A 17,419-nucleotide genomic window follows, 5' to 3' on the forward strand; every position below is an offset into this window, starting at 1 on the left:
CTTGATATGTGCTGCACGGTGACAGCGGGTGTTTTCGAGCATTCGCCTCGCGCTCCGCCCGATCGGATCGGAGGGGGACGTGACGAGTTCAACTGGACCCACCGGGCTCCCGGAGTCGAGAGCCTGTTGGTGTGGTGGGTATGCCGTGGGGGTGTCCCGCTCGGAAGGACGGCCTGACGGCCGTACTCGGAGAGCAGGGATCCCTGAAGTGCGTGAGTGACGAAGCGATCGGGAGTCACACTGTTTCAGGCATGACGACCGGCGCACCGAAGCGCACACCCGGCCAAGTGTAATCGGCCGGAGGGCCCCGGTCAAACGACCGAGGCCCCCCGGACGACGCCGTCCCGCGTCAGGGAACGTACGTCGCACCATCCTCCGTGAAGCCCGTGATCGCGCCGCCGACCTCGACGTCCATCGGGCCCGCCGTCGACGTCCCCGTCTGACCGGAACCGGGGTCCCGTACGTCGCAGTTGAGCTCGGCCGAGCCCGAACTGTCCGTCGTCACGGCCCACTCGCCGTCGGCGTACTCTTCGATCGTGAAGGCCGGGCGCGGCTCGAGCGTCCAGACGCAATTCGTGTACTCGTACGCGGGGTTCTCGCCGCGAGCAGAGAAGGGGCAGCCTTCCGGCCGGAAGTCGGTCGAGGCGACGCACCCGTCGATGTAGGCGTCGACCGCCTCGGTAGCGGCGGTCACCGCTCCCTCGGTCAGTGTGACGACGAGGGTGCTCGATTCGGCACCGTCCGCCGTGGTGGCCGTCGCGGCATCGGCTCCGAAGCCGAGGACGTCGACCGTGATCGGCTCCGCCGTGAAGAACGCGTCGTCGCTCGCGAGTGCGACCGTGTACGTACCGGGAAGGGCGCGGAGCTCGACCGAACCGGAGTCCGCAGGCTCGAGGGCCGTCGTGTCGACGCCCGCGACGGTCACTGCGGTCTCCGCCGGGCCCTCGATCGAGTAGCTCACGACACCGAGCTCCGGTGACTGCAGACGCCACGTGTCGAAGACGACGAACGCCTTGCCAGCTTTGGAGAGGGTGAACGTCGTCTCGTACGACTCGTCGCCCTGGGAAACGGTGGCCGCGACCTCGGCGGTGTCGCCGGTGATCGTGGTCTCGCCCAGCTCGTAGCCCGTGATGCGATCCTCGGCATCGCCGTACACGTCGTCCGTGAGCAGCACGTCACCGTCTCCGACGTCATCGCCCGACACGGCCAGGGCCTCCTCGGCGTCGCCGTCCACGAGCGCCGTCAGGTACTCCTCCACCTCGCGCTCGGGGGCGTTCGCCTGGGTGCCGAGCACTCCCCCGACGACACCGCCCGCGATGAGGAGGACGAGGACGACGACGAGCGAGATCCAGAGGGCGGCGCGACCTCGCTTCTTCTTCCGCGGCTGCGAGAGCGACGGGTCGGTGAGCGGGTACGGCGACGACGGAGGCTGCTGCGCGCCCGTCATCGCGTACGGCTGCGTGGGATAGGCGGTCGTGGGCTGCTGCGGGTAGGCCGTGGTCGGTTGCTGCGGCGGCTGTGGAGGGGCCGACCGGGGATCCGAGCCGGCCGGGTACCCTGTCGGAGGCTGCTGGTTCGGGTACTGCTGCGCAGGAGGCTGCTGGTTCGGGTACTGCTGCGCAGGAGGCTGCTGGTTCGGGTACTGCGGCGCCGGCGACTGCTGGTTCGGGTACTGCTGCGCCGGCGACTGCTGGTTCGGGTACTGCTGCGCCGGAGACTGCTGGTTCGGGAACTGCTGATTCGGCTGCTGCTGCGCGTACGGGTCGGGGACGCCGGCGGCTGCGGGGCCCTGCTGTCCGTCACCCTCGGGATTCTGCGGACGCCAGGGCTGCTGGCCGTCGTTCGGCGGGTACGACATGGACTTCCCCTTCGTCGGTCGGCGACCTCGCAAGTCTACCGAGGACCGATCGCGCCGGAAGGGGCAGCTCTGCCCGCCGCCCGGGTACGGCAGCGGCGGAACGGGAACCCGCCGTGGACGTCAGGTCCAGCGTGATGGCGGTGTGTCGAGGTGCACCGTGAGGTCGGCGAGCAGCGCCTCGACGTGGGGCTCGACGTGGCGCTCGATGCCCGCGCGGATGCGGCCGCGGTGTTCCTCGAGCGCGATGCACGCGAGCCGACCGGCGTGCGTGGCGCATTCGTCTGCGAGGCGCAGCTCCGTGCGCAGCGCCTGCTTCTCCTCCTCGGACAGGTCGCGGGGCTTCGGAGGCGTGACGTCGCCGTCGCTCTGGCCGGCGAGTTCACCGAGGGTGAAGAGATACGGCTCCCCCGGTTCCGGCTCGGGGTCGAGTGGGAGTCCCTCGAATTCCGGATCCAGTCCGCGCTCGGGGCGATAGCCGGCCGACTTGCGGCGCTCCGTCTCGAGCAGCTCCTGGTGGAGGAGCGGGAGGTTGCGTTCGGTGTACTCGTCGACGACTCCGTCGATGATCGTCTTCATGCGCGTCGAGAGGGCGTGCTGGACGGCGTGGGGCACGTCGGAGTCGAGCCCGGCGGCGGCGATGACCGGCGAGCCGAAGCATCGGCGGCACAACCGGGTCCGGCCACGTGTCGTGGCCGGACGCCACCGCGGCAGCCAGCGCAGCCACGCGTCGACTGCTTGGGCCACGGTCGTCTCGAGGGACCGCTCCATGGCTACACCGTAGCGCCGCTCGAGGCCGTACGGCGGAATTCCGCGGGACCGGCGGGGAAAATCACGCGTGCCCCTGTGCGACCTCCCCGTCAGTCCTGCTCGTCGCGTTCCCACGGCCAGCGCGGGACGGCTCCGGGCCGAGCGTCGGCGACGGCGGAGTAGGCGACCGCGACGACCGCTGCGATGGCGCCGGCGAGGTACGGGAACGCCGAGGCGAGCGTCGAGCCCGCGAACGCGACGCCCTCGAACACCGCACCCTCCTCGAGAGCCACGAGCGCGGCGCCCGACAGCACGTAGGCGAGGAGGACGGCGACACCGACGACGACGGGCCAGGAGCGCTGCCGCACCCGTGACGCCGGGCGCCGGGCGTCGCGCAGGAGCGCGACGCCCGTGACGATCACGGCCGCCGCGATCATGGCAGGGCCGACGAGCGCACCGGTGCCGGCGCGCGCGACGACGTCGACGTCCGCGAGGAGGCTCACGAAGCCGAACGCACACACCACGAGGGCGAGGTGGAGGACGACGGCGAAGGCGGCGACGACGGTCGCCCGGTCCCGCCCCGACCGTCGCTCGTCGTCCGGCCCGCCGACCCGCCCGTCAGTCATCGTTCCCCCGGCCCACGTGATCGGTCTCGCGCCGACCGCGCGTCGGCGCGCGCCGGGCGGGCGACGACGTCCCCCGTCGCAGTCCGAGGGAACGCAGGGACACGAGAGCGAGGAGGCGTCCGCGCCGGTCGACGCGTGAGTCGAGGGAGGCCCGGAGGTCGTCGACGAGGCTCCACGCGCGGTCGGCGTCGCCGTCGCTCGGCTCCATCGTGGAGAAGGTGACGCGGTCGGCGAGCACGGCGAGGCGATGTGCGCCGCGCGCGCCGTGCAGGTCCGCGAGTTCGTGGCGTGTGACCGACGGGGGCGGCTCGATGCCGTGGTCGACGACGGCGTCCCTGAACTCGCGCCAGCCGGCGACGACCCTGTCGGCGGGGTCGGGCGTACGGCGTCGGAGCGACCGTCGCCGCGCCTTCGCCGCGATGACCGCGATGAACGGCGAGAGGATGACGGCGACGACGATGACGACCCAGGACAGGACGCGAGCGATCTGGAGGAGGACGGCGAGGAACGGGTCGAGGACGGGCTGATCCTCCGGCTCGCTCGAGTCCGGTGCGGTCTGCTCGCTCCTGTCCGGCTCCTCCTCCGGCTGCGGCTGGAGGTCCTGGTACGGGCGGGCGATGAGCGTCGGGTCCTCCGGCTGCTCCTCGGGGACCGGGCGTTCCTCGGGGGTCGGGTCGATCGCGACCCAGCCCCGGCCGGCCGCCCTGACCTCGATCCACGCCGCGATGTCGGATCCCGTGAAGGCGACGGGACCGTCGGTCGCGCCCGTCGTGTTCGCGAACCCCATGACGACGCGCGAGGGGAAGCCGAGTTGGCGCGCGGCGAGCGCAGCGAGGGACGCGTACTGCTCACCGTCCCCCACCATCGGCGAGTCGCTGAGGAGGCGCGAGAGCCGGTCGAGGCCGTGCCCGGAGGGGCTCGCGGGCTCGTCGTCTCCGACGCCGTGACTGATGTAGCCGACGGAGCGGATGCCCTCGAGCACCGCCGCGAGGTTCTCGCCGGGTGCGGCACCGGCCGTCGAGTAGGCGTCGAGCACGTCGAGCAGACCCTCGGGCGAATCCCCCGGCTTGTCGGCGGCGCCGCCGGGGACGAGCGAACCGACGCCGTCCGGCGCGACGAGTTCCGGTTCGACGGCGTCGACGGTGTAGCCGTCGCCCGTGCGGAGCTCCGCCGTCACCGCGGCCGTCCCGGCGTTCGCGTTGTAGTAGAGCGAGTCGGCGAGTGACGCGCGTCGCTCCCCCGCGAACTCGACGGAGCCGAGGTAGCCGCTGCCGGGCAACCAGACTCCCTCGTAGGAGCCGATCGTGACGGTCGTGGTGCTCGGGGTCCCGGCGACGGTCGGGTCGAGTCGGAACGGGAGCCGCTCGAAGGAGCCGGACGCGCTCGGGTCCTCGGCGCTTCCGACGTTCCACACGACGCCGTCGAAGTCGTCCATGACCGCGAGACGGATCCGCGGGGAGGCAAGCCCCTCGGCGGTCAGCATGACCTCGTCGGCCCGCCCGTCGCGGTGGTACGCGCGGAACGTCGACAGCGGGCTCGGATAGTCGCGCGGGTTGAACGGCCGTTCGACGGCGTCGCGAGCGACGGCGCGTTCGCCTGCGGGAGGAAGGAGCGCGACGGCGCCGGTCGCCGCCGTGACGGCGACGACCACGACGATCACGGCGGCGATGATCGACGAGACGACCGAGCGGCGGCGGTCGCCCCGCGAGAAGGCGACGGCGCCCGTGACGTCCGTCGACGTCGCTGCGGAGACGGCGGCGCGGCGCTCGCGGAGACCCGTGAGCCAGAGGAGGAGGACACCGGCGAGGAGCGCGCTCACGACGACAGCGTTCCCGGGGGCGGAGCCCCGGGAACCACCGGGGCCGAGGACGATGCCCGCGACGAGGAGGAGGGGCGGCACGGCGGTCGCGAGCTCCGGGAGGCGTGTACGCAGAGCGATCGAGGTCGTGAGGATCGTGGCGAGGAGGACGAGGAGGAGGGCGGGGACGAGGAGCGCCTGGTAGTCGCCGACCGGGGTCGCGATGGTGAGCAGCCGCTTCCACGACAGGACGACGCCCTCGGCGAGCGCGACGAGCCCGTCGGGTGACGGCAGCACGCGAGCGATCGCGAGCGAGGGGACCGCGAGGGGCACGCCGACGAGCGCGAACGCGGCGACGGCCCACACCGTCATGATCCACGGCCCGGTCCCCCGCCGGGCGCCGACGACGGCGATGGTTTGACCGACGAGGATCCCGCCCGCGACGACGAGGAGGAAGGCCGTCGACGCGTAGACGGGCCACAGCGCGGCACTCGCGATCGCGATCGCGATCGACGAGACGACGGCGGTCGCCCACACGAAGCGCGACGACGTGCCCGACCGTGTCGGACGGGATCCTGCCGTTCGCGCTCGTCGCGCCTCCGCCCGCGTCGTCGCACTCATACGCCCGTCCTCAGAAGGGACGCTGACAGGTCCTCGAGGAAGCCGATCGTGAGCACGGTGAGGTCGCCGACGCGGCGCATGCTCGGGACGATCTCGGGATCGCACACGACGGCGACGACTTCGACGCCCGGCGGGAGGTTGGCCGCCGCGGCCATGAGCGACGTCGCCGTCGCCCGCGAGCCGCACACGAGGAACGCGAGCGAGACGCCGGCGATGCGTTCGGAGGCGAAGCGCACGACGTCGCCGATGCGGAGCGTCCCGGGCCGCGGATCGACGCGGCACAGGTCGTCGAGCAGTCGTGCGGGTGAGAGCGAGGCGAGGTGGTTGACGGCCGACGCCGCCCGCGGTCGCGCGGCGGTTCCCGCGGTGTCCATCACGGCGCTCGCGACGACCGAGACGTCGCGACCGTCGGCGATCGCGCGGGTCCCGAGGGAACCGGCGACGCTCACCGCCATCTCGAACTCCTCCTCGGTGGCGAACTCCTCGGGGTGGAGAGCGAGCACGACGAGGAGATGGCTGCGACGGCTCTCCTCGAACTGCCGCACCATGTACTGCCCCGTCCGCGCCGTGCTCTTCCAGTGGATCGCGCGACGTTCGTCGCCCGGGACGTACTCGCGTAGCGAGTGGAACGACAGGTCGCTCGCGGTGAGCTCGCTCGTCGGGATGCCTTCGAGGTCGCGGATGAAGCCCGTGCTGATGCTCGGGATGGAGATCGTGCGCGGATGCACGAACAGATCGACCCTGTCGTCCCACCGGCGCTCGCGCTTGACGATCCCGATCGGATCGGCCCTGATCGTCCGCACCGGCCCGATCGGCACCACTCCCCGCCGAGTCCCGGTCATGACGAACGTGTCCTCGAACCGCGCGCCGACGGCGAGGCCGGGGATCGGGAACACCGCGACGGCCTCGCCGACCGGGACCTCGACGCTGACCCGCCCGAGCCGGTGGCGCGTCGGGTTCGCGACGGCGAGGTGGATCGCGGCCTGATCGCCGACGACGACGCGCGACACGGGGATCGACATCGTCGCCTCGTGACGGGAGCGACCGACGAGGAACGCGACCGCGACGAGCAGCACGACGGACCCAGCCCATCCGATGAGCACGAGTTCCGTCCAGGCCGCGACGTACCCTGCGAGAAGGGCGACGACGACGACCCCCGCGATCACCCATCCGAGGGGCTCGACGACCGCCGTGAGCCGACGCCAGCCTGCGATGACCCGCGACGACACCCCCGAGACGGCGGCGACGGTCGCGGCGATCGCCGTTGCGAGCACCCCGACCCTCTCGCCGTGCTCGTCGGGGCGTCGGGTCGTCGTCATCGGGCGCCCTGCTCCTGGGGCGGAGGGGTGTCGATGAGGACTCGGGAGATGACGTTCGACGGGGTGACCCCGTCGAATTCGGCCTCGGGATCGAGGACGAGCCGGTGACCGAGGACGGCCTCGGCGAGCGCCTTGACGTCGTCGGGGATCACGAAGGAGCGGCCGGCGGACGCCGCGAGGGCACGCGTACCGCGGACGAGAGCGAGGGCTGCGCGCACGCTCGCCCCGAGCCTGACCTCGGACGCCGAGCGGGTGCCCTCCACGATCCGTGCGATGTAGTCGTTGATCGAGGAGTCGACGTGCACCGTCGAGACGAGAGAGACCATGTCGGCGACGGTGGCCGCGGGGACGACGGCCGAGACCTCCGCCGCGTCGCTCGAGTGCGGGTTCTCGAGAATGCGCATCGTCGACTGGTGGTCCGGGTAACCGATGGACGTCTTGAGGAGGAATCGGTCGAGCTGGGCCTCCGGGAGCCGGTAGGTCCCCGCCTGCTCGATGGGGTTCTGCGTCGCGATGACCATGAACGGGCGACCGACCGGGTGCCGGACGCCGTCGACGGTCACCTGCCCCTCCTCCATGACCTCGAGGAGGGCCGATTGCGTCTTGGGGCTCGCACGGTTGATCTCGTCGGCGAGCACGACGTTCGCGAAGATCGGCCCGCGGTGGAACTCGAACTCCTGGGACTTCTGGTCGTAGATGCTGACGCCCGTGATATCGCCGGGGAGGAGGTCGGGCGTGAACTGGACCCGGCTCGCGGTGCCGTCGATGCTCTGCGCCATCGCCCGGGCGAGGGAGGTCTTGCCCGTTCCCGGGACGTCCTCGAGCAGGAGATGGCCACCGCTGAAGAGCGCGACGAACGCGAGGCGGATCACGTGACTCTTGCCGAGCAGGATCTGGTCGACGTTCGCGATCATTCGGTCGCACACCCCCGCGAACCACGTGGCCTGCTCAGGGGTCATCGTCATGTCGGGTCCACTTTCGTCTGCTGTCGTCCGCGTCGCGTCGACAGGGCATGTATTCTCACGGCGCCGCCTTCCACTGATTGGCGTACACCGGCTGGCCGGGCACCGCGACCCTCACCCAGATGTTGCCACGAGTGACCGGGGTGTTCTCGCACGAACCGACCTGGTCGAGCGGAATCGCCTCCGCGACGAAGTTGTCGCAACTGAACTCGAGTGCGGTGCTCGGGACGCCGCCGATCGGGTGGCCGTCGGAGAAGGTCATCGTGAGCCCGTCGAGCTGCGGCGTGACACGCGTGCTCACGACGGGGCCGGGGGTCGCGTCGGGCGCCGACCAGTCGCTGCAGAGCCGGCCGGCGCCGAACTCCTCGCAGACCTGGAATTGGACGTCCAACACGTAGCCGTACTGTCGGTCCCTCGGCACGATCATGCGTGACGAATCGAGCACGCCCTCGGTCGCGACACCGTTCCCCGTCGCACGGTAGGAGACGGTCGTGGAGAGTGCGCCGCCGCCCGAGGCGTACCGCAGGTCGTTGACACTGTAGGAGTAGAGCCCCTTACTGAAGGGGGCGAGCGCGCCCCACCCGGTCGTTTCGGGCGTGCCGGGCCGTTGCAGCGGCGTCGCCGACACCTCAGGGCTTCCCGTGCAGCCCTGGCCGTTGTACGCGAAGACGACGGCTCGGTAGTCGACGTTCGGAGTGAGGCCCGTGAACGTGTGACTCGTCGCGACGCCCGCGTCGACGAACTCGCCGTCGGGGTCGGCGAGTCGGAGCTGCGGCGCGCCCTGGTCGACGCCGTCGACGCGGCAGCTCGGGAGCGAGCCGTCCGACGAGAGCGCGACGTAGTACCGCTGCACGGCAGCACCGTTGCCCGAGAACAGACCGGCCCACGAGACGGTCACCTGGGTCCCGGCCGACCGGTCGGCGTCGGCGCTCGGTGATCCCGACACGGTCGGGGCACCGGCCGGGGTGTTCGACCCCGAGACGCGGTTCCACTGCGGAGCGGCGCCCGTGAAGTCGTTGCGCGACTGCACGGCGAACGCGACGGGCGTGCCGTTCGGGATCGTCTCCGACCGGATGCTCTGCACGTAACGCGTGCCGACGGGGTCGTCACGGCCGACCGTGACGGTCTGAGTGACGGAGCCGACGGTGACGTCGTACGCGACGATGGGGCTCGCTCCCGAGGCGTCGGCGGGCTTCGCCCACGACACGCGGAGTCCCGAGTCGAGGGGCGTCGAGGCGAGGCTCGTGGGGGCCGGCGGGATGAGGTCGGACCAGGCCGGCGTGCCGAGAGCGGTGGGGTCACTCGTTCCGACGGCGTTCGTCGCGGTGACCTGGACGCGCACCGCGTTATCCCGGCCGTTGCCCGGCGTCCCCACCGCGCACACCGACGACGAGCACGGAGTCGTCGACACGACCTCGCCCGTCGCGACGCTCGTGAGCGTGACGGTGAAGGACTCGATCGGCGCGTTGTTGAACGCGCCGGGGGTCCATCCGAGGGTGAGGGACCGGTCCGTGACGGCTCGAAGACTCAATGCGGTCACGGGCTCCGGCCGGTCGCGGACCGAGATGCGGACGCCTCCCCAGACGAATCGACTCGGGTCGCCGGTCGCGTCGGCGACCTGGTACTGCAGGGACACGTCGGCGATCGCGGCGTCGTCGTCCACCTCGACCGTGAGAACGCGATTGTCCTCGGACGGCGAGATCGAGATGCCCGACGGGAGGCCGGCGCCGTCCATCCCTCGAACGGCGACGACGCGCAGGGGCGTGTCAGGGAAGGGGTTGGTCGCGCTGTCGTTCGCGAGCACGTCGACGGTCGTCGTGGAGCCGCGTGAGACGGGTACGCCGTCGGCCGCCGGCGAGGCGAGAGGCAGGGTCGAGGGCACGACGCGGACGTCGATCCGTCCGGCCGTCCCGGCGTTCTCGGAATCCGCCACGGCGATCGAGACGGAACCGCTCGACCCCACGGGAGCCGAGGAGGCGATGGTGAGGTCGAGCGATCGCCCGTCGATCTCGGCGGCGATGCCCTCGGGCAGCGGAGCGGCGACGGTGTAGCCGAGCTCCTCGATGCTCTCCGGGTACGGATAGGTCGTGAGCTTCGCGAGGTCGAGGGTCCGCGTCTCGCCGGGCTCCACGTCGAGGGTCGCACCCGTGAAGACGGGGGGCTGGTTGTCCCGTGGAGTGACGGTGATGGGGAGGACGAGGGTCGCGATCCGTCCGTCGGGGTCGTCGGCGCTCTCGCCGTCGGTCACCTCGAACAGGATCGACGCCGGCCCGAAGTACTCGTCGGCGCTCGTGAACTCGAGGGTGTCGTCGTCGACGACGAGGTCGTCGCCGTTGCCGTGAGCGGCCCGTACCGCCGCGCGGTCGGTGAGCCTGACATCACGGCCCCCGATCGCCACGACGTGATCGGACAGGTCGATGCGCACCGTCTCGCCGCTGCGGACCGTGACCGCGTCGGCGTCGCTCCTCAACTGCGGCAGCGCTTCCTCGAGGCCAGGGACGCGGACGAAGGCCCAGCCTTCGACGCCCTCCTCGTCCGGGTTCGAGACGCTGAAGGGCACGACCCTGCTGGAGTCCCCCACCTCGACGACGACGGCGCCGCGCTCGTCGACCGTCGCGACGTCTCCGAAGCGCTCCGGGACCCCGACCTCGAGATCGGAGACGGGTCCGTCGAGGTAGCTCACGTTGGCCCGGACGTCGACCGTGACGGTCTCACGGTCGAGGACGTCCTCGACGGTCAGGACCGAGTCGCGCGCGACGGGGACGGCCGGCGGCGCGTCGGCGTCCGTCACGACCGTGATGAAGTTCGACGACGAGCCGCCGCGCTCGTTGGCGATCGTGTAGACGAAACCGAACTGCCCCTCGACGTCGGGGAGTTCGACGTCCACCGCGTCGCCGGTGATCGTCGCGGCGATCCCCGGATCCGCCGGCTCGACCGACACGATCCGGAGAGAACCGCCGTCGGGGTCGGAGTCGTTCTCGAGCACCGGTACGGTGACGGTGCGGTTCGGCCGGGTGACGACGAGGTCCTCGACGGCGACGGGGTTGCGGGCCGCGTCGGCCCGTGTCGCGACGCCGATGCGGACGACGGCCGTCGATTGCGCTCCGAGGGCGTCGACGACCGTGTACTCGAAGGAGTCGGTCCCCGCGGCGTAGGCCCCCGCCTCGTAATCGAACCACGTCGGCCCGCTCGTGACGACGTTGCCGCTCTCCGGCGAGCTCGATTGTCCGACGAGTTGGACGGAGTCGCCGTCCGGGTCGATCCCGGACAACGGCACCTCGACGCGCACCGTCTCTCCGGCGAAGACGCGAGCGGTGACGGTGCGTGGCGCCGGCGGGGTGTTCGAGGCGCGGTCGATCTCCCGCACGCTGATCGCGACGTCGGCGTCCGCCCACTGCCCGTCGGGGCCGGACACGCGGTAGGTGATCGTGAAGTCGCCGGGGGTCGTCGGCGCGAGGTAGCGGACGACGTCGCCCGAGACGAACACGAGGCCAGCGTCGGCGGGGAGCCCCCTCGGAAGCTCGGCCGCGAGTGCGAGTTGACTGCCGTCGGGGTGCTCGTCGTTGTCGAGCACCGGGATGTCGACGACGTCGCCGACGCGCACCGACACCGAATCGGCGGTCGCGATGGGGGGCTGTGGGCGCTCCGGCTCGGGGATCTCGATCACCGTGATCGTCCCCGTCGCCGCGGCGTACCCGTTGCTGATCGTGTACGGGAACGAGACGGGGGCGTCGAGCGGCCCGGTCAGGACGACGCGCACGGAGCGCTGGTCGAGCACCTCGACGCGGAGGCTCTCGGCGACGTCGTCCGTCTGCACGTCCGTGACGAGGAGCACTCCCCCTGCCGGGTCCTCGTCGGTCTCGAGGACGTCGACCGACGTCGGCGTGCCGGCGCGCACGAACACGGTGTGCGGAGCCGGGATCGGCGCCTCGCCGACGGCCGGCGGGGTCGTCACCTGGATGCGGGCGACGCCCGCCGTGGTGCTCGTCCCGTCCGTGAGCGAGAAGTCGACGTAGTAGACACCGGCGGTCTCGCCCGTGAATCGGAACGTGCCGGCGTCGTAGTCCGGTACGATCCGCGCGTTCTCGCGCTCCGCCACCCCCGCGAGTCGGATGGCCCGCACCCCGCCGCGCGCATGCGCGAGCGGCGAGACGGTGATCTCCTGGCCGACGTGTGCGACCGCGGGGAACGGCTCGGAGATGATCGGAACGTCGTCGCGTTCACGCACCGTGACCGAGAGGCGACCGGCGCCCTCCGCCGCGCCGTCGGACACGACGAGCGACACGTCGGAACGACCCGTCGTCTCCCCCGACGACGTGAACACGACCGTGCCGTCGGGCTTCGAGAGCGCGAGTTCGGGAGCCGACGCCGCTGCGGAGACGAGATAGAAGGGGTCGCCGTCCGGATCGAACCACGTCGTGAGCACGTTCGTCGTCGCCCGCGAACCCGCCGCGACGAGCGTCTTCGGTGCGCGCATCTGCGCGGGGGCCGTATTCTCGTCGGGCGCGCGCACCGTGAGCTCGACGTTCGCGCTCGCACTCCCGCCGCGTCCGTCGCTCACCGTGTAGCCGAACGAGAACGAGCCGGTCGCGTCGTCCGCGAGGGTGACCTGCAGGGCCTGACCGTCGGACACGATGTCGATGCGGCCCACGTCGTCGGGGAGGGACTCCACCTCGTCGACGATGAGGACGTCTCCGTTCGGGTCGTAGTCGTTGAGCAGAACGGGCAACGGCGACGTGCGACCGGGACGACCGCCGAACTCGTCATCGACAGCGACGGGGGGACTCGGGGTCGTCTCGTACTCCGGCGGGGCGTCTTCGTCGTTCTGCTCGACGTCCTGCCGGTCGTCCTCGTCGTCGAGGAGATCGCCCCAGTTGTCGATGAGGACGTCGCCGTCCTGGACCGCCCACGAGCGACCCGTGCGGCCGTCGTTCAGGAGCACCCGACCGCGGTTCTCGCGGAACTGCGGAGCCGCTCCCTCCCGGAGGCCCTCGAGCGTCGCGGTCCGGACGTCGTCCCCGACGCACCGCTCGAGGAGCGTGCCGTCGTCCCACGCCGCGTACAGGCAGTCGCCGACGGCGACGGGGGCGACGGGTCGCCCGGTCGCCTCTCCCACCTCGCGCGTCTCTCCACCGTCGAGAGGGACCTCCACGAGACCCGTCGCCGTGCCGATGGCGACGGTCCTCCCGCCGTCGCTCGGCTGCTGGAGGACCGCCCCTGCCGCCCCGTCGATCGTCCGACGGGAACCGTCGACGTCGACGACGCCGCTTGCCACGTCGAGGAGCACGGTCGAGCCGCCGACCGCTGTGATGGCGATGTCCTCCCCCGCGAAGGCGTCGACCGCGGTCGTCTCGGCCACCTCGTCCTCCGTCGCGGCGTCGAGCGAGGACACCTCACCGAGGGACGGCGAGTAGACGACGAGCCGGCCGGCGGGCGAGAGCGCCGAGACGGATCCCGCCCCGAGCGTGAGCGTGGGTTCGGTCGACGCGTCGAAGTCGCCGAGGCCGTCGAGGGGAACGAACCAGACGTCCCCGTCGGCGACGATCACGAGCCGCTCCCCCGCGAGACCGACCGTCTCCGTCCCGGGGGGCAGCGGCACGTCCTCGTCACGCGTCGCCGTCGCGACGTCGACGACCGAGACCGCGGACCGCGCTCGGTCGACGACCACGACGGTATCGCCTTGCTGGACCACATCGAGCTCGCTCGACTCCACGGGGAACGCGCTGTTCAGTTCGAGCACCTCGAGGTTGGCACGACCGATAGCGGCGTCCTGCCCGTTGACGACCCAGACGGCCGCGTCGTCGAGCTCGGTGTTCTGGGTGCGATAGCCCGTCGAGGTCACCGCGAGCGTTCCGAGCACGGCGACGATCGCCGTCGCCGCCGCTCCCGAGAGCACGCGGCGACGGTGACGGCCGAGCCACGCGCGCACCATCAGCCCGTCCCGTCGGGGAACTCGACGCACTTCTCGGCGCTCGGCTCCCCGAGGCGACCGGAGCGGCGGACCGTCACGGTGATGCACTCCGACGCGCCGGGAGTGCCGTCGATGCGGAACTCGGAGGTGCGCTGGATGCTCTCCGAGCCGTCGGAGCTCGTGATGACGAAGTTGTCGCCCTCGAGGAGATCGTCGCTCGTCCACGAGAACACCGCGGTCTCGTCCTCGACCGTCGCCCCGATGTCGGTGATCACGGGGATCGCCGCATCGCCTCGACCGTTCGTGAGGAGCACCGTCGTGACGGCGGCCGCGAGCACGACGGCCGCAACCGCGATCGCCGCGACGATCGGACCGGTCCGTCGCGGCGCCGCGATCCGGCTGCCGGTGGTCGAGCGGCCATGCGTCGAGAGCGACTCGCGGACGACGGTACGCGCGTCCTCGACGGGGACGTCCGCCGGGGTCGCCTTGACCTTGCGCGGTCGGCGCCCCGGATCGACCTGTCGGATCGCGCTCGCGCGCGTACGATCGGCGGGGTCCGCGATCGGGGCCTGCGCCCACTCGTCGATCGCGATGTCGGGCTGCGTCTGCGCGAGACCGAGCTCGGCCTCGACCATCTGGAGTTCGCGAGCGAACTCCAGTGCGCTCGATTGCCGGGCCTCCGGTCGACGCGACATCGCGCGGCGGAGGACGAGCTCGAGCCGCTCGGGCACGTCGGGCCGCTCGATGGGCTGCAGTCTCCCCCGGGCGATGCGGGTCATGAGGTCGGCCGGGGTGTTCGCCCCGCCCGGGACCTCGAATGGGCTCCGGCCCGCGAGGAGCGAGTACACCGTCGCTCCGAGCGACCACACTTCGCTCGCGATGTCGCCGTTCGACGCAGCGGAGAGCACCTCGGGAGCGGACCATGGAACCGACAGGCCCACCGATTGCTCGGGCGCGACGGACCCGATGACCGCCGCGATGCCGAAGTCGCTCAGGACGGGGTTGCCGTACACCGTGAGCAGGATGTTCGACGGCTTGATGTCGCGGTGCAAGACCCCCGTGCGGTGCGCGGACTCGACGGCTCCGGCGATCTTGATGCCGATGCGCAGCACGTCTGCGACGCTCATCCGCTCCGACCGGTAGCGCTCTCCCACGGACGACGGGCACATCTCCATGACGAGGTACGGCCGTCCGTCGGCCGCGACGCCCGACTGGTGGACCGTGAGGATCGCGGGGTGCATGCTGAGCTGCGCCATGAGGTCGGCTTCGGCCCGGAACACGTCGCGCGAGGCCTGGTCGACGTAGCCGCTCAGCATGACCTTGACGGCGACCTGGCGCTTCGGACTGTCCTGCTCGTAGAGGAAGACGTCGGCGAAGCCGCCGGAGCCGAGGATGCTCGAGTAGGTGAAACCCGGAAGGACGGGGGGCGCGGACGGCAGGCGTGTATTCACGCGGGCGTCACCTCCGATCAGCGGGTTTCCCGCGCTGACGACGACGCCGGTGTTCGGCAGCACGAGTGACCTCATCCTAGGCCGATCAGACGGGTATTCTCTGCGGGTTCGGCACACCGCTCGGAGGCATGATCTCGAGCACGACACCGTCGCCGATGTCGATGAACGTCCCGGGGATGACGGCGATCCCCTGGCCGGCCCGCAGCCGCTGCCATTCGCGACCCGGAAGGATCACGGAGGTGCCGTTCGTCGAGCGCAGATCCGTCACGACGACCGAGTCGCCCTGCTGTCGGAGCTCGAGGTGGGTCGAGGAGACGAGCTTCGTCGGAGACGCGACGGAGAAGAGCCGGACGGGCTCGTCGAGCGGGATCCGCGGCTGCTTCGGATTGCGACCGATGTAGTGGACGACATCGAGGGGGTATGGCTGGCCGTCACGGACACGGAACGCGAAGGTCGTCTGGGTGCGCTGGTCGGGACGATCCGGCACGGCGGCCCTCAGGGTCGTGCGCTCATCCGGGGTCGGGGGAAGCGACGAGCGCAGCACCGTCCGACCGTCGTGCAGCACGGAGTCGGGGATCTCGCCGGCCTCGACGGGGATCGAGCCCGTCGCGACGGGGCTCTCCTGTGGGCGCGAGGGTGCCAGAGCCGCGCCGGTGGACGACTTGCCGGAGCCCCTCGGGGCGGCCGCGTGCGCTCCCGGGCGGCGGATCGTGAGGAGATCGTCGCGCCGCACGGTCCGATCGACCTCGCCCGTGAGATCGGCTGGGCGCACGAGGCTGCCGTCGTCGACGGCGGGTCGGGGAGGGAGCAGTCGACCGGCTCCCCATGCGATGCGGTCCGCGACGATGATGCCGCCGGCGACGGGGAACTCCACGGAAGCGCCGATGCCGCCGCCGGCCCGCGTGACCGTGCTGATCGCGACGACGCCCTCGAGCTCGGACCGCGCCCATGAGCGGTCCGCCGGCGGGGCGATGCGCGCCGACCCTCCCACCACGTCGACGTCGAGCATGCCCTCACCGTGGACGAGAGCGGACACGGCCGCCGTCTCGTCTCCCGCCGGGCGGACCGAGACGGCGACGAAGGACAAGATGCGGCCGTCCGCGAGCTTCTCGGGGATCGCGGCGATGATGTCGTCGAAGCGCGCCCCGGGCTGCGACACGACGGCCCACACGCCGTCCACGACGGGCTGGTCGACGGGGGTGAGCATGCCGACGACGGTCTCGGCGCCGACGAGGTACAACCACGATGGCGCCGGAGTCTCGAGACTGTAGCGGAAACCCGGCGACGACACTGGAACCCTTTCGCTCGCGAGCCTGACACTCCAGCCTAGACGCGCCCGACGGAGCGCGGCAGACCACGGACGGGGGCCACGATGCGCCGTTCGAGGGGCCGCGGCGGATCACGGCCCGGGTGCCGAGCGGCTAGCGGCCGACGCGCTGGACGACGACCCGCACGGCGCCGAGCAGGAGGCTGTGCCCGCTCGGGATCGGGGTCGGAGTCTCTGGCGCGCACGCGGTCTCGAAGCCGTCGTCGTCGACGACGGCCGTGCCGTTCGTCGAGTGCAGATCGGTGACCCAGACGTGGCCGCGGTCCCACGTGACGAGCGCATGGGTCTTCGAGACGCTGCGCGCGACGTCGTGGACCCGCACGAGCTCGGCCGACGGGCGCGCCGACTGGGCGACGGGGTCTCGGCCGAGCAGCACACCGCGGCCGATGACGGCGCTCGTGCCGTCGGGGAAGTGCAGCACCGGGCTCTCGATCGTGGTCGGGGCGGTCACGGGGACGTCAGCAGGAGGGTGGGGTGCGGCCTGTCCAGCTGCCTCCGGCGCCCGCACGGTGTCGACGGGCGCCGACGGAGCAACTGGTGCGACCGGCGGAGCCGACCCCTGCAGTGCAGCCGACGGCCCGCCCATCCCCGGCGGCAGCCCGATGAAGCCGGGACGTGACGACCGATCAGGGGAGGTCGAGGAGGCAGGAGGAGCAGGAGGAGCAGGAGGAGCAGGAGGAGCAGGAGGAGCAGGAGGAGCAGGAGCAGCAGGAGCAGGAGCCGGAGAAGCACCAGGCGCCGGGGATGCGACCTGCGGAGCAGGCACAGCTTCAGCAGGAGCACTCGGTGGAACGGGAGG

At 71.6% G+C, this 17,419-nt stretch carries 10 protein-coding genes; all 10 read right to left on the reverse strand.

Features of this window, described 5'->3' with window-relative positions:
* Positions 1-349: 349 nt before the first annotated feature.
* The 10 genes from ELQ90_RS11745 to ELQ90_RS11790 all read right to left on the reverse strand — a co-directional run bounded on the left by ELQ90_RS11745 (position 350) and on the right by ELQ90_RS11790 (position 17,071).
* The gene (locus tag ELQ90_RS11745; RefSeq protein ID WP_128495464.1) at positions 350-1,858 is read right to left on the reverse strand and encodes a hypothetical protein; all 1,509 of its coding nucleotides are present in this window, start codon (positions 1,856-1,858) and stop codon (positions 350-352) included.
* Between the two features lie 120 nt (positions 1,859-1,978).
* Entirely contained in the window at positions 1,979-2,626 is a 648-nt protein-coding gene (locus ELQ90_RS11750) for a spermidine/putrescine ABC transporter substrate-binding protein (protein WP_128495465.1), read from the reverse strand.
* A gap of 89 nt (positions 2,627-2,715) precedes the next feature.
* The gene (locus ELQ90_RS11755; RefSeq protein WP_128495466.1) at positions 2,716-3,231 is read right to left on the reverse strand and encodes a hypothetical protein; all 516 of its coding nucleotides are present in this window, start codon (positions 3,229-3,231) and stop codon (positions 2,716-2,718) included.
* Positions 3,224-5,650 carry a transglutaminase TgpA family protein gene (locus tag ELQ90_RS11760; RefSeq protein ID WP_128495467.1) on the reverse strand — a complete coding sequence of 809 codons (2,427 nt, stop codon included), beginning with the start codon at positions 5,648-5,650 and terminating at the stop codon, positions 3,224-3,226. Before ELQ90_RS11760 ends, ELQ90_RS11755 begins: the two co-directional genes overlap by 8 nt.
* Positions 5,647-6,969 carry a DUF58 domain-containing protein gene (locus ELQ90_RS11765; protein ID WP_128495468.1) on the reverse strand — a complete coding sequence of 441 codons (1,323 nt, stop codon included), beginning with the start codon at positions 6,967-6,969 and terminating at the stop codon, positions 5,647-5,649. The genes ELQ90_RS11760 and ELQ90_RS11765 overlap by 4 nt, the downstream gene beginning before the upstream one ends.
* The gene (locus ELQ90_RS11770) at positions 6,966-7,934 is read right to left on the reverse strand and encodes an AAA family ATPase (protein WP_128495469.1); all 969 of its coding nucleotides are present in this window, start codon (positions 7,932-7,934) and stop codon (positions 6,966-6,968) included. Before ELQ90_RS11770 ends, ELQ90_RS11765 begins: the two co-directional genes overlap by 4 nt.
* Positions 7,935-7,989: 55 nt before the next feature.
* Positions 7,990-13,863 (reverse strand): Ig-like domain-containing protein, encoded by a 5,874-nt coding sequence (locus ELQ90_RS11775; RefSeq protein WP_128495470.1) that lies wholly within the window; start codon positions 13,861-13,863, stop codon positions 7,990-7,992.
* Entirely contained in the window at positions 13,863-15,356 is a 1,494-nt protein-coding gene (locus tag ELQ90_RS11780) for a serine/threonine-protein kinase (protein ID WP_243696146.1), read from the reverse strand. The genes ELQ90_RS11775 and ELQ90_RS11780 overlap by 1 nt, the downstream gene beginning before the upstream one ends.
* Positions 15,357-15,378: 22 nt before the next feature.
* Positions 15,379-16,584 (reverse strand): FHA domain-containing protein, encoded by a 1,206-nt coding sequence (locus ELQ90_RS11785; protein WP_128495472.1) that lies wholly within the window; start codon positions 16,582-16,584, stop codon positions 15,379-15,381.
* Positions 16,585-16,714: 130 nt separating this feature from the next.
* The gene (locus ELQ90_RS11790) at positions 16,715-17,071 is read right to left on the reverse strand and encodes an FHA domain-containing protein (RefSeq protein ID WP_166409009.1); all 357 of its coding nucleotides are present in this window, start codon (positions 17,069-17,071) and stop codon (positions 16,715-16,717) included.
* Positions 17,072-17,419: the final 348 nt, after the last annotated feature.

This window comes from Labedella phragmitis, assembly GCF_004078635.1.
In the GTDB taxonomy this organism is placed as follows: domain Bacteria; phylum Actinomycetota; class Actinomycetes; order Actinomycetales; family Microbacteriaceae; genus Labedella; species Labedella phragmitis.